At 65.6% G+C, this 14,269-nt stretch carries 13 protein-coding genes, 1 tRNA gene and 1 riboswitch; of the genes, 5 read left to right on the plus strand and 9 right to left on the minus strand.

The annotated features are described in order from the left end of the window. Positions 1 to 434: 434 nt before the first annotated feature. From ACO6D6_RS11060 to ACO6D6_RS11080, 5 genes are all read left to right on the plus strand, one after another. Positions 435 to 992, plus strand: a complete 558-nt coding sequence (locus tag ACO6D6_RS11060) for a PadR family transcriptional regulator (RefSeq protein WP_484785307.1) — start codon at positions 435 to 437, stop codon at positions 990 to 992. A 142-nt stretch (positions 993 to 1,134) separates the two neighbouring features. After that, positions 1,135 to 2,100: a metal ABC transporter solute-binding protein, Zn/Mn family gene (locus tag ACO6D6_RS11065; RefSeq protein WP_484785308.1), complete on the plus strand. Its 966-nt coding sequence runs from the start codon at positions 1,135 to 1,137 to the stop codon at positions 2,098 to 2,100. Next, positions 2,100 to 2,816, plus strand: coding sequence for a metal ABC transporter ATP-binding protein (locus tag ACO6D6_RS11070; RefSeq protein ID WP_484785309.1), 717 nt, complete (start codon positions 2,100 to 2,102; stop codon positions 2,814 to 2,816). The genes ACO6D6_RS11065 and ACO6D6_RS11070 overlap by 1 nt, the downstream gene beginning before the upstream one ends. Next, the gene (locus ACO6D6_RS11075; RefSeq protein ID WP_484785310.1) at positions 2,813 to 3,718 is read left to right on the plus strand and encodes a metal ABC transporter permease; all 906 of its coding nucleotides are present in this window, start codon (positions 2,813 to 2,815) and stop codon (positions 3,716 to 3,718) included. The genes ACO6D6_RS11070 and ACO6D6_RS11075 overlap by 4 nt, the downstream gene beginning before the upstream one ends. Beyond that, a complete protein-coding gene (locus ACO6D6_RS11080; RefSeq protein ID WP_484785311.1) occupies positions 3,715 to 4,578 on the plus strand; it encodes a metal ABC transporter permease in 864 nt (287 codons plus the stop codon). The genes ACO6D6_RS11075 and ACO6D6_RS11080 overlap by 4 nt, the downstream gene beginning before the upstream one ends. A 75-nt stretch (positions 4,579 to 4,653) precedes the next feature. Here the strand turns inward: ACO6D6_RS11080 and ACO6D6_RS11085 are convergent, their stop codons facing one another. The 9 genes from ACO6D6_RS11085 to gyrA all read right to left on the minus strand — a co-directional run bounded on the left by ACO6D6_RS11085 (position 4,654) and on the right by gyrA (position 14,241). Continuing rightward, on the minus strand, positions 4,654 to 5,448 hold the full coding sequence (locus ACO6D6_RS11085; RefSeq protein ID WP_484785312.1) for an ABC transporter ATP-binding protein: 795 nt from the start codon (positions 5,446 to 5,448) through the stop codon (positions 4,654 to 4,656). Next, on the minus strand, positions 5,445 to 6,257 hold the full coding sequence (locus ACO6D6_RS11090; protein ID WP_484785313.1) for an ATP-binding cassette domain-containing protein: 813 nt from the start codon (positions 6,255 to 6,257) through the stop codon (positions 5,445 to 5,447). The genes ACO6D6_RS11085 and ACO6D6_RS11090 overlap by 4 nt, the downstream gene beginning before the upstream one ends. Further along, complete coding sequence (gene nikC / locus ACO6D6_RS11095; RefSeq protein ID WP_484785314.1) at positions 6,244 to 7,071, minus strand: nickel transporter permease; 828 nt, start codon at positions 7,069 to 7,071, stop codon at positions 6,244 to 6,246. Before nikC ends, ACO6D6_RS11090 begins: the two co-directional genes overlap by 14 nt. Further along, positions 7,068 to 8,003, minus strand: coding sequence for an ABC transporter permease (locus ACO6D6_RS11100; RefSeq protein ID WP_484785315.1), 936 nt, complete (start codon positions 8,001 to 8,003; stop codon positions 7,068 to 7,070). Before ACO6D6_RS11100 ends, nikC begins: the two co-directional genes overlap by 4 nt. A gap of 3 nt (positions 8,004 to 8,006) precedes the next feature. Further along, positions 8,007 to 9,548 carry an ABC transporter substrate-binding protein gene (locus tag ACO6D6_RS11105; protein WP_484785316.1) on the minus strand — a complete coding sequence of 514 codons (1,542 nt, stop codon included), beginning with the start codon at positions 9,546 to 9,548 and terminating at the stop codon, positions 8,007 to 8,009. A 146-nt stretch (positions 9,549 to 9,694) separates the two neighbouring features. Continuing rightward, positions 9,695 to 9,875: riboswitch (cobalamin riboswitch) on the minus strand. Positions 9,876 to 9,962: 87 nt separating this feature from the next. Then, positions 9,963 to 10,319, minus strand: coding sequence for a DUF4190 domain-containing protein (locus ACO6D6_RS11110; protein WP_484785317.1), 357 nt, complete (start codon positions 10,317 to 10,319; stop codon positions 9,963 to 9,965). A 150-nt stretch (positions 10,320 to 10,469) separates the two neighbouring features. After that, positions 10,470 to 10,543, minus strand: a tRNA-Ile gene (locus ACO6D6_RS11115). Between the two features lie 55 nt (positions 10,544 to 10,598). Further along, positions 10,599 to 11,567 (minus strand): DUF3566 domain-containing protein, encoded by a 969-nt coding sequence (locus ACO6D6_RS11120; RefSeq protein WP_484785318.1) that lies wholly within the window; start codon positions 11,565 to 11,567, stop codon positions 10,599 to 10,601. Between the two features lie 40 nt (positions 11,568 to 11,607). Continuing rightward, complete coding sequence (gene gyrA / locus ACO6D6_RS11125) at positions 11,608 to 14,241, minus strand: DNA gyrase subunit A (RefSeq protein WP_484785319.1); 2,634 nt, start codon at positions 14,239 to 14,241, stop codon at positions 11,608 to 11,610. Between the last annotated feature and the right edge of the window lie 28 nt (positions 14,242 to 14,269).

Here is a 14,269-nt window from a genome sequence, read left to right on the forward strand (position 1 = left end):
GCTGTTGAGTTCTCAAGATTCGGAAGCCACCAAAGCAGCAACCCGGTAAACTTTACTGCATTTCCACCGAATGTCAAATTCAGTGTTTTTGCATTGAGTTGTACCTTGTTCAGGTTTCACCGCCCTTTCGGGCAGCTTCTCCACTGTACTCCCCGGATCCCTGTTTCGCAAACCGGGCTTCCCGGCCTGTTCCTTGGGAACGTCGACAAGCACGTGGCCTTGAGTGGGATCCACTTGATCGCACACTCGCCACGGGGTTCGTCGACGGGGGAGTGCCCCGGCCTGTCGCTTCCCAGCGCTTTCGGGGGCGAGAGAGAACACTACACACTCCCCGGGCGGTGCGCAACTCGCCTCTGACAAGGCACGGAACCCAGAACTTGAACTACGGAAGATCGCGATATATCGTAGAGTTATCCATCACGAAAGGATCTGTCATGAACATGAACAAGCACGATCACCACGGCTTCCGGGAGACCCACGGACCACACGGACCCCACGGTCCGCACGGTCGCCGTCGCGGCGGACGGTCTCCTGAGGGTTTCGAGGGATTCGGCCGCCGGGCCCGCCGCCGCGGTGACGTCCGGGTGGCGGTTCTCCTGCTGCTCGCCGAGGAGCCGATGCACGGCTACCAGCTGATGCAGACCATCGCCGAGCGCACCGACGGGGTGTGGTCCCCCAGCCCCGGCGCCATCTACCCGACCCTGAATCAGCTCGAGGACGAGGGCCTCGTCCGGATCGACACCAGCGGCGGCCGCAAGGAGGTCTCCCTCACCGAGGCGGGCCGGGCCCACGTCGAGGAGCACCGCCCCTCATGGCCCGACCCCCTGGCCCGTGAGGAAGGCCCCCGCCTGCGCGAGCTCATGCACTCGCTCGGCGAGGCCGTGCGCCAGGTCGGCCGCACCGGCACCGACGCCCAGCGTCAGCAGACCGCCCGGGAGCTCGCCGAGGTCCGGCGTCGGATTTATCTGATCCTCGCCGGGGACGAGGAGTAGGCCGGCTCATTTTGAGAGGCGGGGAGTCGCAATCCCGGCGGGGAGGGTACCCCAAGTGGTACTGAGAATGTATCGCGTGTTAGGTTCCTCGTGATTTCGTATTGATGCAAGCTAATTTACGCTTTGACAGTAAGGAAGCCCCATGCGACCCACCACCCTCACCCGCCGCTCACTCATCGCCGCGCTCTCCGCCGTCCCCGCAGTTGCCCTTGTCGCGGGATGCTCCAGCAATCCCAGCAACTCCGCCTCGGAGAGCGCAGGTGGCGGGAAGAAGCTCGCGATCTTCGCGACCACCGGTTACCTGGCCGACGCGGCCAAGGTGCTCGACCCCGACGCCGAGATCACGACGATGGTCCAGCCCGGCGGCGACCCCCACACCTACGAACCCACCACCCAGGACATCGAGAAGATGCAGTCCGCCGACGTGGTCTTCTCCTCCGGCGTGCACATGGAGGCCAAGATGCTGACCCAGCTCGAATCCCTGGGCGCCAAGCACATAGCCGTCGGCAACAAGATCGACCAGAGCGAGCTGCTGCCCTGGCCGGAGAAGGACGAGCAGGGCAACGACCTCCACGACCCGCACATCTGGAACAGCACCAAGATCTGGCAGCAGGTCGTGACCCTGATGGCCGAACACCTCAAGACCGTCAACTCCTCGAAGGCCGCCGACTACGACAAGAACGCGGAGGCCTACAAGAAGCAGATCGAGGAAGTCGACACCTGGGCCAAGCAGGAGACCGCGAAGATCCCCGAGGACCGCCGGGTGCTGGTCACGGGCCACGACGCCTTCAACTACTTCGGGCGGGCCTACGGCATCGAGATCCACGCCACCGACTTCGTCACCTCGGAATCCGACATGTCCGCCGATGACATCGCCGAGCTGGCCGACCTGATCGCGAAGCACAAGCTGCCCGTCATCTTCCAGGACAACCTCAAGAACCCCCAGGCGATCCAGTCCGTCAAGGAGGCCGTCGCCGCCAAGGGCTGGCAGGTCGAGATCTCCGACAAGCCGCTCTACGCCGACTCCCTCGGCAGTGAGGCCGGCGTCGACACCTACCTCGGGGTCATGAAGCACAACGTCACCACCATCGTCGAGGCATTGAGCTGATGACGGCTGCCCTGAGTGTCTCCGGGTTGAGTTTTGCCTACCGCGACTCGCTGGTTCTGCGGGAGGTCACCCTCGACCTCCCGCAGGGCGTGGTGCTTGGCGTCATCGGGCCCAACGGGGCCGGGAAGTCGACGCTGCTGAAGGCCGCGGTCGGGCTGTTGAAACCCTCGAAGGGAACCGTCGCCTGCTTCGGCCAGCCGTTGCAGAAGGTGCGTCGCCGCGTCGGCTACATGCGGCAGGCCAGCAGCGTCGACTGGGACTTCCCGACCACGGTCAGCGATGTCGTCCTCATGGGCACCTACGGTGGCCTGGGCTGGTTCCGCCGGCCCGGGAAGAAGGAGCACGACGTGGCGGCGGCCGCGCTGAGGCGGGTCGGTATTCCCCATCTGGCGCACCGGCCCATCAGTCAGCTCTCCGGGGGTGAGCGCCAACGCACCTTCCTGGCGCGGCTGCTGGCCCAGCAGTCCGACCTGCTGCTCCTCGACGAGCCCTTCGCCGGGGTGGACGCCGCCAGCCAGGAAACCATCACGCGCGTGCTGCACGGGCTGCGCGACGAGGGACGCACCGTCGTCATCGTCCACCACGACCTGGCCACCGTCCCGACGCTGTGCGACTGGACCTGCCTGCTGAACCGGACCGTGATGGGTTTCGGCCCCACGAAGGAGGTGTTCACCGACGAGATGGTGAAACAGGCCTACGGGTTGGCGACAACATGAACCCCCTCGACCTGCTGACCAACCACACCTACCGGATGATGCTGCTCGGCACCGTCATCATCGGGTTCACCACCGGGGCCATCGGCACCTTCGCCTACCTGCGGAAACGCACCCTCCTGGCGGATGTCGTCTCCCATTCCTCCATCGGGGGGGTGATGCTGGCCTTCATCATCGCCACGTCCTTCGGGATTGACGGTCGCAGCAACTGGGTGCTGATCCTCGGTTCCGCGGTGGTCTCCCTGGTGGCGGTGCAGCTGGTTGACTGGCTGCCCCGCGTCTCGGTGACGAAGGTGGATGCGGCGATGGCGATCGTGTTGGCGCTGTTCTTCGGCGGCGGCATGGTGCTGCACCGCATCATCCTCGCCGGGCCCTACCCCAGCAAGGGTGGATTGGCGGAGTACCTGTTCGGCAACTCCTCCCACCTGACGTTCGAGGACATCATCTCCAGCGTCGTCGTCTCCCTCGCGACCTTCCTGGTGGCGGTCATCGCGTTCAAGGAACTGAAGCTGAGCTGCTTCGACCCCGAGTACGCGGCAACGCTGGGGTTCTCCTCGCGGCTGCTGTCGGTGCTGCTGAACGCGGTGGTGGTGCTGTCGATCGTGATCGGTCTCAAGGCCGTCGGACTGGTGCTCATGGTGGCGCTGGCCATCGCCCCGCCGATCGCGGCCAGGCAGTGGACCACACGCGTCGGCAGCATGTTGCTGCTGTCGGGGCTGATAGGGGCCTTCAGCGCCGTCTTCGGGTCGTGGCTCGCGGTCTCGATCGGTCGCGTGCCCACTGGCCCCGTGATCGTGCTGGTGGTCACGGTAATCGCTTTCGTCTCGATCCTGTTCGCCCCCAAACGCAGCCTCCTGCTGACGATCCGGGCGAGACGGCGTCATCGCAAGGAGGTGACGGCATGAGTTTCGTGCTGTGGGTGATGATCCTGGCGATCGTCACCGCCGTCACCTGTGCCCTGCCCGGGATCTGGCTGGTGCTGCGGAAGCAGTCGATGCTGACCGACGCCATCAGCCACGCCGTGCTGCCGGGCATCGTCATCGCGGCGGTGGCCACGGGAACCATCCAGTCGCCGTGGTCCATCGTCGGGGCGGCCGTGATGGGCACCGTGGTGGTGCTGGGGGCGGAGCTGCTCGAATCGACGGGACTGGTCTCCGGGGACGGCCCCCAGGGGCTGGTGTTCCCGGCCCTGTTCAGCATCGGCGTGCTGCTGCTCAGCACCCGGTTCAGCGGGGTCCAGATCACCGAATCGGCGGTGCTGGTCGGGGACCTCAACCTGGCCGCCTTCCTGCCGCTGAAGATCGGAAACACGCTGCTCGGCCCGCAGTACCTGTGGGTGATGGCTGGGGTGCTGGTCCTGAATGTCGTGTACCTGACGGTGCTGCACACCCGGCTCAAGCTGATCGCCTTCGACCCGGAACTGGCCCAGACCATGGGCATCCCGGTCAAGCGTCTGGGTCACCTGACCATGCTGGTGGTCTCCGTGACGATCACCGCCGCCTTCAACGCGGCGGGTGCGGTGCTGGTGATGGCTCTGATGATCGTCCCCGCGGCCATCGCACAGCTGCTGTCCCACAGCATCCACGGCATGTACCTCATCACCGTCGGCGTCACCATCGCCTGTTCGGTGGCGGGATTCTGGGCCGCTTACGCCCTCGACGCCTCCACCTCGTCGGGTCTGGCGTTCTTCTACGGGATCATCTATCTGGCGGTGGTGGTGGGGACGGTGGTCATGCGGAAGCTCCGCACTCCGCGCACCAGCTGAGCCGAAAACCCTCACCATGGTTTGAGCCGGCCTGCTCGTTCAGCGAGCAGGCCGGCTCAACCAACTGTGGTCACCTCAGCCCTCGAAGAGCTTGATGAGGTCCTTGGTGTACTGGTCGCGTCCGTCCTCGAAGAGTTCGTCGCGACTGAACCGGTCGACGATCTCGCCGCCGCGCAGCACGATGGAGCGTTCGCTCATGAACTGCACCGCGCTGAGATCGTGGGAGATGAACATCGACGACAGGCCGAGTTCCTCCTTCAACTCCTGCAGCAGGTTCAGCACCCGGGCCTGGATGGAGACGTCGAGGCTGGCCGTGGGTTCGTCGAAGATCAGGAGGGTCGGCTCCACGCTGATGGCCCGCGCGATCGCTGCCCGCTGTTTCTCGCCCCCGCTGAGTTCGTGGGGTTTGCGGTCCAGGCAGGAGACGGGCAGGCGCACCAGGTCGACGAGCTGTTCGGCGACCTTCCGTTGCGTCCCCGGCTGCACGAAACTCGGCGAGACGAAACCCCGGGTGCGCAGCGGCTCCAGGAGGGAGTCGTACATCGTCAGCCGCGAGTTGAACGAACTCGATGGGTTCTGGAACACCACCTGGAGGCGGCGCCGGATGTCACGCAACCCCTTGCCGCGACGCTGGAGGAGGGACTCTCCCTCCAACGTAGCCCGGCCGGCGGAGGCCGGTTCCAGGGTCAGCAGGCACTTGGCAAGCGTCGACTTGCCCGACCCGCTCTCCCCGACGACCCCGAGGCATTCACCCTTGTTGATCGTGAACGAAACCCCCTTGACGGCGTGGGTGCCGCCGGGATAGGTCTTGTGCAGGTCCTCGACCTCCAGGACGGGGGGAGCCCCGACCTGCTCGACGGTTTCGCTCACGAGGCGGCTCCTTCCGTGAAGACGGGCAACCGGGACGGGATGTTGCGCAGCGGCGGAATGGCGGCGATCAGGTTGCGGGTGATCCGTTCCTTCGGGGAATCGAAGATCTCCTTCGTGGTGCCCCGTTCCTTGATCTCGCCGCCCTGCATGATCACCATCCGGTCGGCGAACCGGCTCAGCACCCGCAGGTTGTGGGTGATGAACAACACCGCGCAGCCCTCCCGTTTCTGGATCTCCGCGATCTGGTCGAGCACCAGCGACGCGTTGACCGCGTCGAGGGCCGTGGTGGGTTCGTCGGCGATGATCAGTTTGGGTTTCAGCAGGATCGCGGCCGCGAGGGCGGCGCGCTGCAACTGCCCGCCGCTGACCTGGAACGGGTAGCGCTTCAGCAGTTCAGCGGGCAGCTGCAGCTGTTCGAGGACCGCAGCGGCCCGTTTCCCCCGGCGCTTCTCGTCCCAGTCGGTGTGGCTGCGCATCACCTCGTCGAGCTGCCGCCCGATCCGGTAGTACGGCGAGAACGCCGCCTGGTAGTCCTGGAAGACGTAGGCGATGTCGTTGCCGCGCAGCTGCCGCATCTCCTCCTTCGAAACGGCCAGCAGGTCCTTGTCGCCGAAGCGCATGACCTTGGCGCGACGTCTCAGCCCGCGCGGCAGCAGGTTGGCGATGGAGAAGGCCGTCAAGGACTTGCCCGACCCGCTCTCCCCGACGACGGCCAGCCACTCGCCGGTCTCGATGCGCAGGTCGATGCCGTGCACCAGCTCCCTGGTGCGGGTCGTGACGCGCAGTTCGTCGATCCTAAGCAGCGACACCGGTCTCCTCCTTCCGTTCCCCGGAAATGGCGTAGAGGCTCTGCAGCTGATCGCCGAGCCAGTTCGCGGCGCACACCACCAGGAAGATCGCCAGGCCGGGCGCCAGCATGAGGTGTGGGGCCTGGGTGAAGAACATCTGGGCCTCGTTGAGCATGGCCCCCCACTCGGCGGAGGGAAGCTGCACACCCAACCCCAGGTAGGACAGCGATGCCACGAGCAGGATCACCTTGCCGATGTCCACCGTCGCCAGGGCCATGACCGGGCCGACGATGTGCGGCAGCAGGTGGCGTCGCATGATCGAGAAGGTGGAGGTTCCGCTGATGGTGGAGACCATCAGGTAGTCCTTCGCCTTCTCCTGCATGACGACGCTCCTGGTCAGGCGGGTGTAGCCCACCCACTTGATGATGAGGATGGCCAGCAGCAGGTTCCCGAATCCCTGACCCATCAGGCCCGCGATGATCATGGCGACGATGTACTCCGGCAGCGCCAGGAAGATGTCGACGGCCCGCATCAGGGTCCAGTCGGTGCGTCCACCCAGATATCCGGACAGCAGACCCAGCGGAACCCCGATCAGGATGGAGATTCCCAGCGCCAGCGCGCTGAGCCCCACCGTGGTGAGCCCGCCGGTCAGGATGCGGGAGAACACGTCGCGACCTAGGTCGTCGGTCCCGAACCAGTGGGCGGCGCTCGGTCCCTGGAGCTTGTCGGCCGTCGCGGTCAGGTTCGGGTCCTGCGGCGCGATCCAGGGGCCGATGATCAGCAGCACCAGGAACACCGCGACCGCGATCATGACGACACGTTTTCCGGTGCTCATGCCTTCCTCCCCTTGAGCGCGATGGCGGGATCCAGCCAGCGGTAGGACAGATCCACCAGCCCGTTGATGAGGAAGACCACGATGCCGATCAGCAGGATGAAGGCCTGGATCGTGGGATAGTCGCGTTTGGTCAGGGAGTCGAGCACCAGCATCCCGATGCCCTGGATGGCGAAGATCTTCTCCACCACCACGGTGCCCCCGAGGAGGCCACCGAGGCTCATGCCCATGATGGTTACCAGGGGTATGAGGCTGGCCCGCAGCACGTGCTTGCCGAAGACCGTCGATTCGTGCAGGCCCCGCGAACGCGAAGCCCGGACGAAGTCCGCCTCCTGCGCGTCGACGAGGCTGTTGCGGAACACCTTCACGTAGGGCGGCACGATGGCGATGGTCATGCAGATGATGGGCATCACCAGGCCGCCGGGTCTCGTCGCCTGGGAGGGCAGCAACTTGAGGCTGATCGCGAACACGTTCAGCAGCAGCAGACCCAACCAGAAAGTCGGCATGGAGGAGGAGAGCAGGATGATTCCCTGGGCCAGGCGGTCCGGCCATTTCCCGACGTTGCGGGCCGCCAGGGTGCCCAGCAGGCCGGCGATGATGAAGGCGGCCACCAGGGACCACCCGGCCAGGATGAGCGTGCTGGGGAAGGCGTTGGCGATCCCCTCGATGACCGGTTTCCCGGTCATCGAGGAGTTGCCGAAGTTCAGCCTCAGCAGGTTCATCAGGTAGGCGGAGTACTGCTCCCAGACGGGCGCGTTGAGGCCGCGTTCGTTCCGGAGGGCCTCGATGTCACCCTGGGTGACCTCGATGGTGTCCATCCGCAGCAGCGAGCGGGTCTCGTCGCCGGGCGCCAGCTTCACAACCAGGAAACTGACAACCGTCAGCAACAGGACGAAGACCGCGACCTCGACCAGGCTGATCAACCATTTCCTCATGGCTCAGGAGATGTCCAGGTCCTTGGTGATCATCTGGAACTCGAACTCGTTGCCGGGGGTCGCCCAGCCGGTCACGGTCTTCTTGCTGGCGCTGGTCTCGTAGGGGGCGGTGATGTAGGAGTTGTAGTACTTGGTGTCGATGTACTGGGCGATCTCCTTGGCCAGCGTGGTGCGGGCGGTGGTGTCGGCCTCGGTGTTGTACTTCTCCAGCTTGGCCAGCAGCTCGGGATCGGCGAGTTTGCCGTGGTTCTGGGCTGCTCCCTCACCGAAGGAGCTGTTGAGGAAGAAGGAGCCGTCGCCGCGGGTGATGGTCAGCAGCGAGTAGGTCGTGAGGTCCCAGTCGTTCTGCGGGAGGTACTCGTCGATGTTCTCGGCCTTGGCGATCTGCATGTCGATGCCGACCTTGCGGGCCTGGTCCTGGACGACCTGCGCGATCTTCGGCAGTTCGGGGCGGGCGTCGTAGGTGACGAGCTTGAGGGTGAGCGGCTGACCGTCGCGGGTCACCTTGCCGTCGCTGACCTGGAGTCCGGCGGCCTCGAAGTGCTTGAGGGCCTCCTCGGTGCTGAACGGGTGGGCCGCCACCTTCGGGGAGATCGGGTAGTCGCCGGGGAAGACGTCGTAGGCCACCTGGGCCTGGCCGCCCATGACATCCTTGACGATGGATTCACGATCCACCAGCGCGTCGATGCCCTTGCGGAACTCCTCGTTGCCCCAGAGCGCGGCATTGGAACCGGAGTAGTTGTAGAGCATGTGGTAGACGCGGGTGCCGGGCCTGCTGTCGACCTGAAGCGTGGAGTCGGCCTGGAGGGTGCTCAGGGAGTCGAGGGAGGGGCGGTAGATGACGTCGGCGTCCCCGGCCTGGAGGGCGGACCTGCGGCCGTTGGCGTCGCTGTTGGCGGTCATGACCACGCGGTCGAGCTTCGCCTTGCCGTCGTAGTAGTCGTCGTTGCGCACCAGCACGGCCTCACCGTTGATGTCGAAGCTCTCGAACTTGAACGCACCCGTCCCGATGGGGAATTTGGAATCCTTGGCGGAGGTGTCGACGATCACCGAGTTGTAGTGCACCAGGCTGGACGGCAGGGCCGGGTAGACGGTTTCGGTGACGATCTTCAGCGTGTGCTGGTCCGTCGCCTCGATGGACTGGATCCGCAGCGCCTTCTTGATGCCGGGGTTGACTGCTATCGAGTTCTCGAGGCTGGCCTTGACCTTCTCAGCGGTCATCTCGGTGCCGTTGTGGAACTTGACACCCTTGCGGAGGGTGAAGGTCCAGTTCTGGGCGTCGGTGCTCTCCCACTTCTCGGCCAGCCAGGGGCGGATCTGCAGGGTCTGGGGATCGACGCCCACGAGGGTCTCGACCGTTCCGGAGCTGAAGATGAAGGCGGTCTGGTTCTGGTGGGCGTCGGTGCTGTCGGCGGCGAGGACGGTGATGAGCCTCAGGGTCTTGCCCTCCGTCGACGCCTGGTTCGAGGGGAGACCACAGGCGCTGAACAGCAGGGTGACGGCGGTCAGAGCCGCGGCCAGCCAGGTGGCGGGTCGTGTGAGCATGTCGGGTGCAGCCTTTCATCGGGTAGCGGCGTTGGGTGGTGCTCAAGTTGTTCGACGGCGCTGCCACGATTGCCCCGTAACGATGGTTCCACGAGATGCGCAGACGCACCCGGGACATCGCCGCTCCGAAGCCTGACCGCGAAGCCCGTCGACGTCGCGAACTGGCTGTCTTCGGACTCAGGATCGCCCTCCCCCGGCACCTTCCCGGGGTCGCCCCCAGTGGCTGCTGCCGGCCTCGTCACCTTCACCGCTGCGCGTCAGTCCCGGATTCCCACCGGGTTCCGTGGTGGGTGGAGACCACTCACCACCAGTTCGCGAGGTGAGAGTAACATAACTTTGGTACAGAACTCTACTATAATGAGAGTCGGTATCGTTTTGGTTGCGCCACCGGGTCGTTGCCGGTTGCTATTCTCATCACCCCGTCATGCTGGCCAGGGTCAGGAACCCCAGTACCATCCGCAGGAGCGACAGGAACCCCAGAACTATCCCGAGGGTCGCGAGACCGCGACCACCCGCTCCGGTTTCACCTGCGCTCGACCTGCCCTTGACCCCGCACACGATTGCAATGACGCCGGTGACGCCGAACAACGGGAGCAGGAGGGCGATGACCCCCGCGATGGCGCTGCCCACACACATCGAGTCAGTTCCCGCCTGCGGGGGCGGGTAGGGGTTGCTGTCACCGTGGTTCGATCCCCAGGACGTGCTGTTCCCGCACTCGGAGCAGAACTTGCTGCTCGATGAGATTTGTTCGCCACATTCCTTGCAGTACATGGGATTTCCTCGGATCAGGTTTCCTCGGCAACTTCGCCGGGAAGCGTTCTTGAAAGAGGTTAACAGAAGCCCCGCTCATGGGTGTGGGATCGGAGTCAGGTGGCGCGGAAGCGTTTCCGGACTTCCGGCGCCTGCGTTTCCGGCACGGTGTGGGCCTAGCTGGACTTGAACCAGCGACCTCATCCTTATCAGGGATGCGCTCTAACCGCCTGAGCTATAGGCCCGTCGTCAACGACGCTGAACTCTACAACACCCGTCGTTGACCTGACAAGTTGGGTTTCAGTCCTCCGCGAGGGTGACCTCAAGGCCACCGATGACGGCTGCCGCCAGGTTGTACAAGAAGGCGAACAACGTCGACACCGCGGTGATGATGACGACGTCCAGGGCCGCCAGGACCGCGGCGAAACCGATGACCCGTCCGGCGTTGATGTAGTCCTCGACGTTGAACTGGCTTCCGGAGTCACCGATCAGCTGGGTCATGGTCGAGTTGATGGACTGGAGCGCGCCGGAACCCGCGACGACGGCCCACAGCACGGCAACGATGACCACCAGCATGATCCCGAAAGCTATGGAGAACAGGAACGTGGTCTTCATCACCGACCAGGGGTCTATGCGGGAGATGCGCAGCCTGGCCTTGCGGGTGCGGCGCACCTCCCCGACCTTCGACAGCGTCCCCTCGGGTTTGTGGGACTTGTCCTTGGCGGTTTTGTCCGATTTGCCGACGGTGGGGGTGGCGGCCCAAGGGGCTGCCTTGGCGGTGTCTCCCGCCACCTTGGTCGTCGCCCCAGCAGCAGCTGCCCCAGCTGCGGCCGCCCCTGGAGCGGCCGTTCCAGCCGTGGCGCCGGCTGCTTGCTGGGCGCCCGCTGGTTTCCCGGGTTGGGTTCCGGGCAGGGCGGCCCTGACCTGCTGCGGCATCGGGCGCGCGGTCCTCTGATTGGGCTTGTTCGGCTGCTTGGGGTTCGCGGTGCCCGGTTTCTTGTCACCGACCGGGCCCGGTAGCGCCTGGGGGGCGGCCTTGGCCCCGACCGCGGGTTGCTTCCCGCCCTGCTGGGGTTTCCCGGGCTGGGAGGGTTTCCCGCCGGTCTGTTTCACCTGCTTGTTGTTCTTTCCCGGCACCGCGAGCGCCTGACCCGGTTGGTTCTTCGCCGCAGCGTCAAGACGCGGGTTTGAGGAACCACCCTTTCCCGCACCCTTCGGGGTGGGTTTCCCACCTTCGGTCTCCGGCAGCGACTTGGGTCCGAAATTCACACCCGGCTTCCCATCCGCCCCAGGCCAATGGGGAGTCTTGTCACTCATCGCCGTTTCCCTCCTCGGCCTCCTCGGCCGTCTCGACTGCTGTCTGGTTCACCGTACCCGGTTCCGCAGTCGTTTCCGCATCCGTATCGGGGAGTTCCGCAGTGGCCTCCGGGTAGAGGGCGATCGCAGCCACGGCGTCGTCACCCCTGACACCGACGAACTTGACCCCCATGGTGTCGCGCCCCTTGACGGGAACATCGGCCACGGCCGAACGGACGACCTGCCCCGATTGTTTGATCGAGATCACCTCGTCGCCGTCGCCCACGATCAGCCCACCGACCAGGGATCCGCGGCCATCGGACAGACGCATCGCCTTGATTCCGAGGCCGCCGCGGCCCTGCTGACGGTACTCGCCGACGGTGGTGCGTTTCGCGAACCCCCCGTCGGTGACGGTGAACACGAACCGGCCGTCGAGATCGTCGTCACCGCCCAGCACCGCCATGGAAAGCAGCTCGTCGCCGTCTCGGAACCGCATCCCGGTCACCCCGGATGTGGCGCGACCCATGGGACGCAGCTCGTCGTCGGAGGCCCGGAAACGGATGGCCTGGCCCTTGCGGGAGATCAGCAGCACGTCGTCGATGGACGAACACAGCGACGCCCCGATCAGTTCGTCGCCCTCCTCACGGAAGTTGATGGCGATCACACCCGCCTGCCGCGGCGAGTCGTAGGAGCTGAGCGTGGTTTTCTTGACGAAACCCCTGCGGGTGGCCAGCAGCAGGTAGGGGGCGTCGCTGTAGGAGCGCAGCGTCAGCACCTGCGCGATGTGCTCGTCCGGCAGGAAACTGAGCAGTCCCGCGACGTGCCCGCCCTTCGCGTCGCGGCCCGCCTCGGGCAGCTGCCACACCTTCGCCCGGTACACCCGGCCCAGGTTGGTGAAGAACAGCAGCCACTCGTGGTTGGTGGCCTTGAACAGGTGCGCCACCTCGTCGTCGGCACGCAGGGTGGCCCCGCGAACCCCCTTGCCACCGCGTTTCTGCACCCGGTACTGGTCGGCTCGGGTGCGTTTGGCGTAGCCGCCGTGCGTGATGGTTACCACGACATCCTCGTCGGCGATGAAATCCTCCTCGGAGAAGTCGCCGTCGGCGGCGACGATGCGGGTGCGCCGTTCGTCGCCGTACTTGTCGGTGATCTCCTGCAGCTCGGCGCCGATGATGGCGCGCTGGCGTTCGTCGGAGGCGAGGATGTCCTTGAGGTCGGCGATGAGCCGTTCGATCTCGGCCAGCCGGTCGATGATCTTCTGGATCTCCATCGACGCCAGCCGCCGCAGCTGCTGGTCGAGGATGAAACGGGCCTGGAGTTCGTCGATGTCGAGGAGCTCCTGGAGGCCCCGCGAGGCCTCCTCGGCGGTGCGGGAGGCCCGGATCAGCGCGATGACCTCGTCGAGCATGTTGAGGGCCTTGACCAGGCCGCGATCCAGGTGGGCGCGTTTCTCGGCGTCGGCGAGCTGGAAGGCGGTGCGGCGGCGGATGACCTCGATCTGGTGTTTGATCCACTGCGCGATGAACTGGTCGAGCCGCAGGGTGCGGGGCACGTCGTCGACGAGCGCCAGCATGTTGCAGCCGAAGGTGTCCTGCAGCGCGGTGTGCTTGTACAGGTTGTTCATCACGACCCGCGGCTGGGCGTCGCGTTTCAGCACGATCACCAGGCGCAGTCCGGTGCGGGCGGAGGTGTCGTCGCGGATGTCGGAGATGCCGGTGAGGCGCCCCGAGTTCACCAGCTCCGCGATCTTGGTTGCCAGGTTGTCGGGGTTGCACATGTAGGGCAGCTGCGTGATCGCGATGCACTGGCGCCCGGAGGAGTCCTCCTCCAGCTCCATGACGGCCCGCATGATCACCGATCCGCGTCCCGTGCGGTAGGCGTCCTCGATACCGCGCCGCCCGACAATCAAACCGCCGCCGGGGAAGTCGGGTCCCTGGATGCGGGCCATCGCGGCCTCGAGGAGTTCCTCCCTGGTGGCCTCGGGGTGGGTCAGCGCCCACTGGACGGCGTCGTTGACCTCGCGCAGGTTGTGGGTGGGGATGTTGGTGGCCATGCCCACCGCGATGCCCGTGGATCCGTTCACGAGGAGGTTCGGGAACCGCGCCGGCAGCACCGTCGGTTCGGAGTCGCGGTTGTCGTAGTTGGGTTTGAAGTCGACGGTGTCCTGTTCGATGTCGCGGACCATCTCGACGGCCAGCGGCGCCATCTTGCACTCGGTGTAGCGCATGGCGGCCGCCTTGTCGTTGCCCTGGGAACCGAAGTTGCCCTGCCCTGCGACCAGGGGATGCCGCATCGCCCACGGCTGCGCCAGACGCACCAGGGCGTCGTAGATGGCGCTGTCGCCGTGGGGGTGGTAGAGGCCCATCACCTCGCCGACCACACGGGAACACTTGTTCCAGCCGCGGTCGGGGCGGTATCCACCGTCCCACATGGCGTACAGGACGCGGCGGTGCACGGGTTTCAGGCCGTCGCGCACGTCCGGGAGGGCGCGCCCGACGATCACGGACATGGCGTAGTCGAGGTAGGACTTCTGGATCTCCACCTGGAGATCGACGGGGGTGGTGTGCCCCTGCATCATGGAGAGGCCCTGCGCCTCGGCCTCGAGCTGTTCGTCGACGCCCTCGGGGCGCTCGGTCTCGTCAGCCACTTGGTAACTCCTTAGCCTTCGGGTCGCG

Source organism: Arachnia sp., from assembly GCF_057238465.1.

Bases quoted from the DNA above. Each gene is read 5' to 3' on its own strand.
- ACO6D6_RS11060 (WP_484785307.1), top strand. From the start codon at position 435: ATGAACATGAACAAGCACGATCACCACGGCTTCCGGGAGACCCACGGA.
- ACO6D6_RS11065 (WP_484785308.1), top strand. From the start codon at position 1,135: ATGCGACCCACCACCCTCACCCGCCGCTCACTCATCGCCGCGCTCTCC.
- ACO6D6_RS11070 (WP_484785309.1), top strand. From the start codon at position 2,100: ATGACGGCTGCCCTGAGTGTCTCCGGGTTGAGTTTTGCCTACCGCGAC.
- ACO6D6_RS11075 (WP_484785310.1), top strand. From the start codon at position 2,813: ATGAACCCCCTCGACCTGCTGACCAACCACACCTACCGGATGATGCTG.
- ACO6D6_RS11080 (WP_484785311.1), top strand. From the start codon at position 3,715: ATGAGTTTCGTGCTGTGGGTGATGATCCTGGCGATCGTCACCGCCGTC.
- nikC (WP_484785314.1), bottom strand. From the start codon at position 7,071: ATGAGCACCGGAAAACGTGTCGTCATGATCGCGGTCGCGGTGTTCCTG.
- ACO6D6_RS11100 (WP_484785315.1), bottom strand. From the start codon at position 8,003: ATGAGGAAATGGTTGATCAGCCTGGTCGAGGTCGCGGTCTTCGTCCTG.
- ACO6D6_RS11105 (WP_484785316.1), bottom strand. From the start codon at position 9,548: ATGCTCACACGACCCGCCACCTGGCTGGCCGCGGCTCTGACCGCCGTC.
- ACO6D6_RS11110 (WP_484785317.1), bottom strand. From the start codon at position 10,319: ATGTACTGCAAGGAATGTGGCGAACAAATCTCATCGAGCAGCAAGTTC.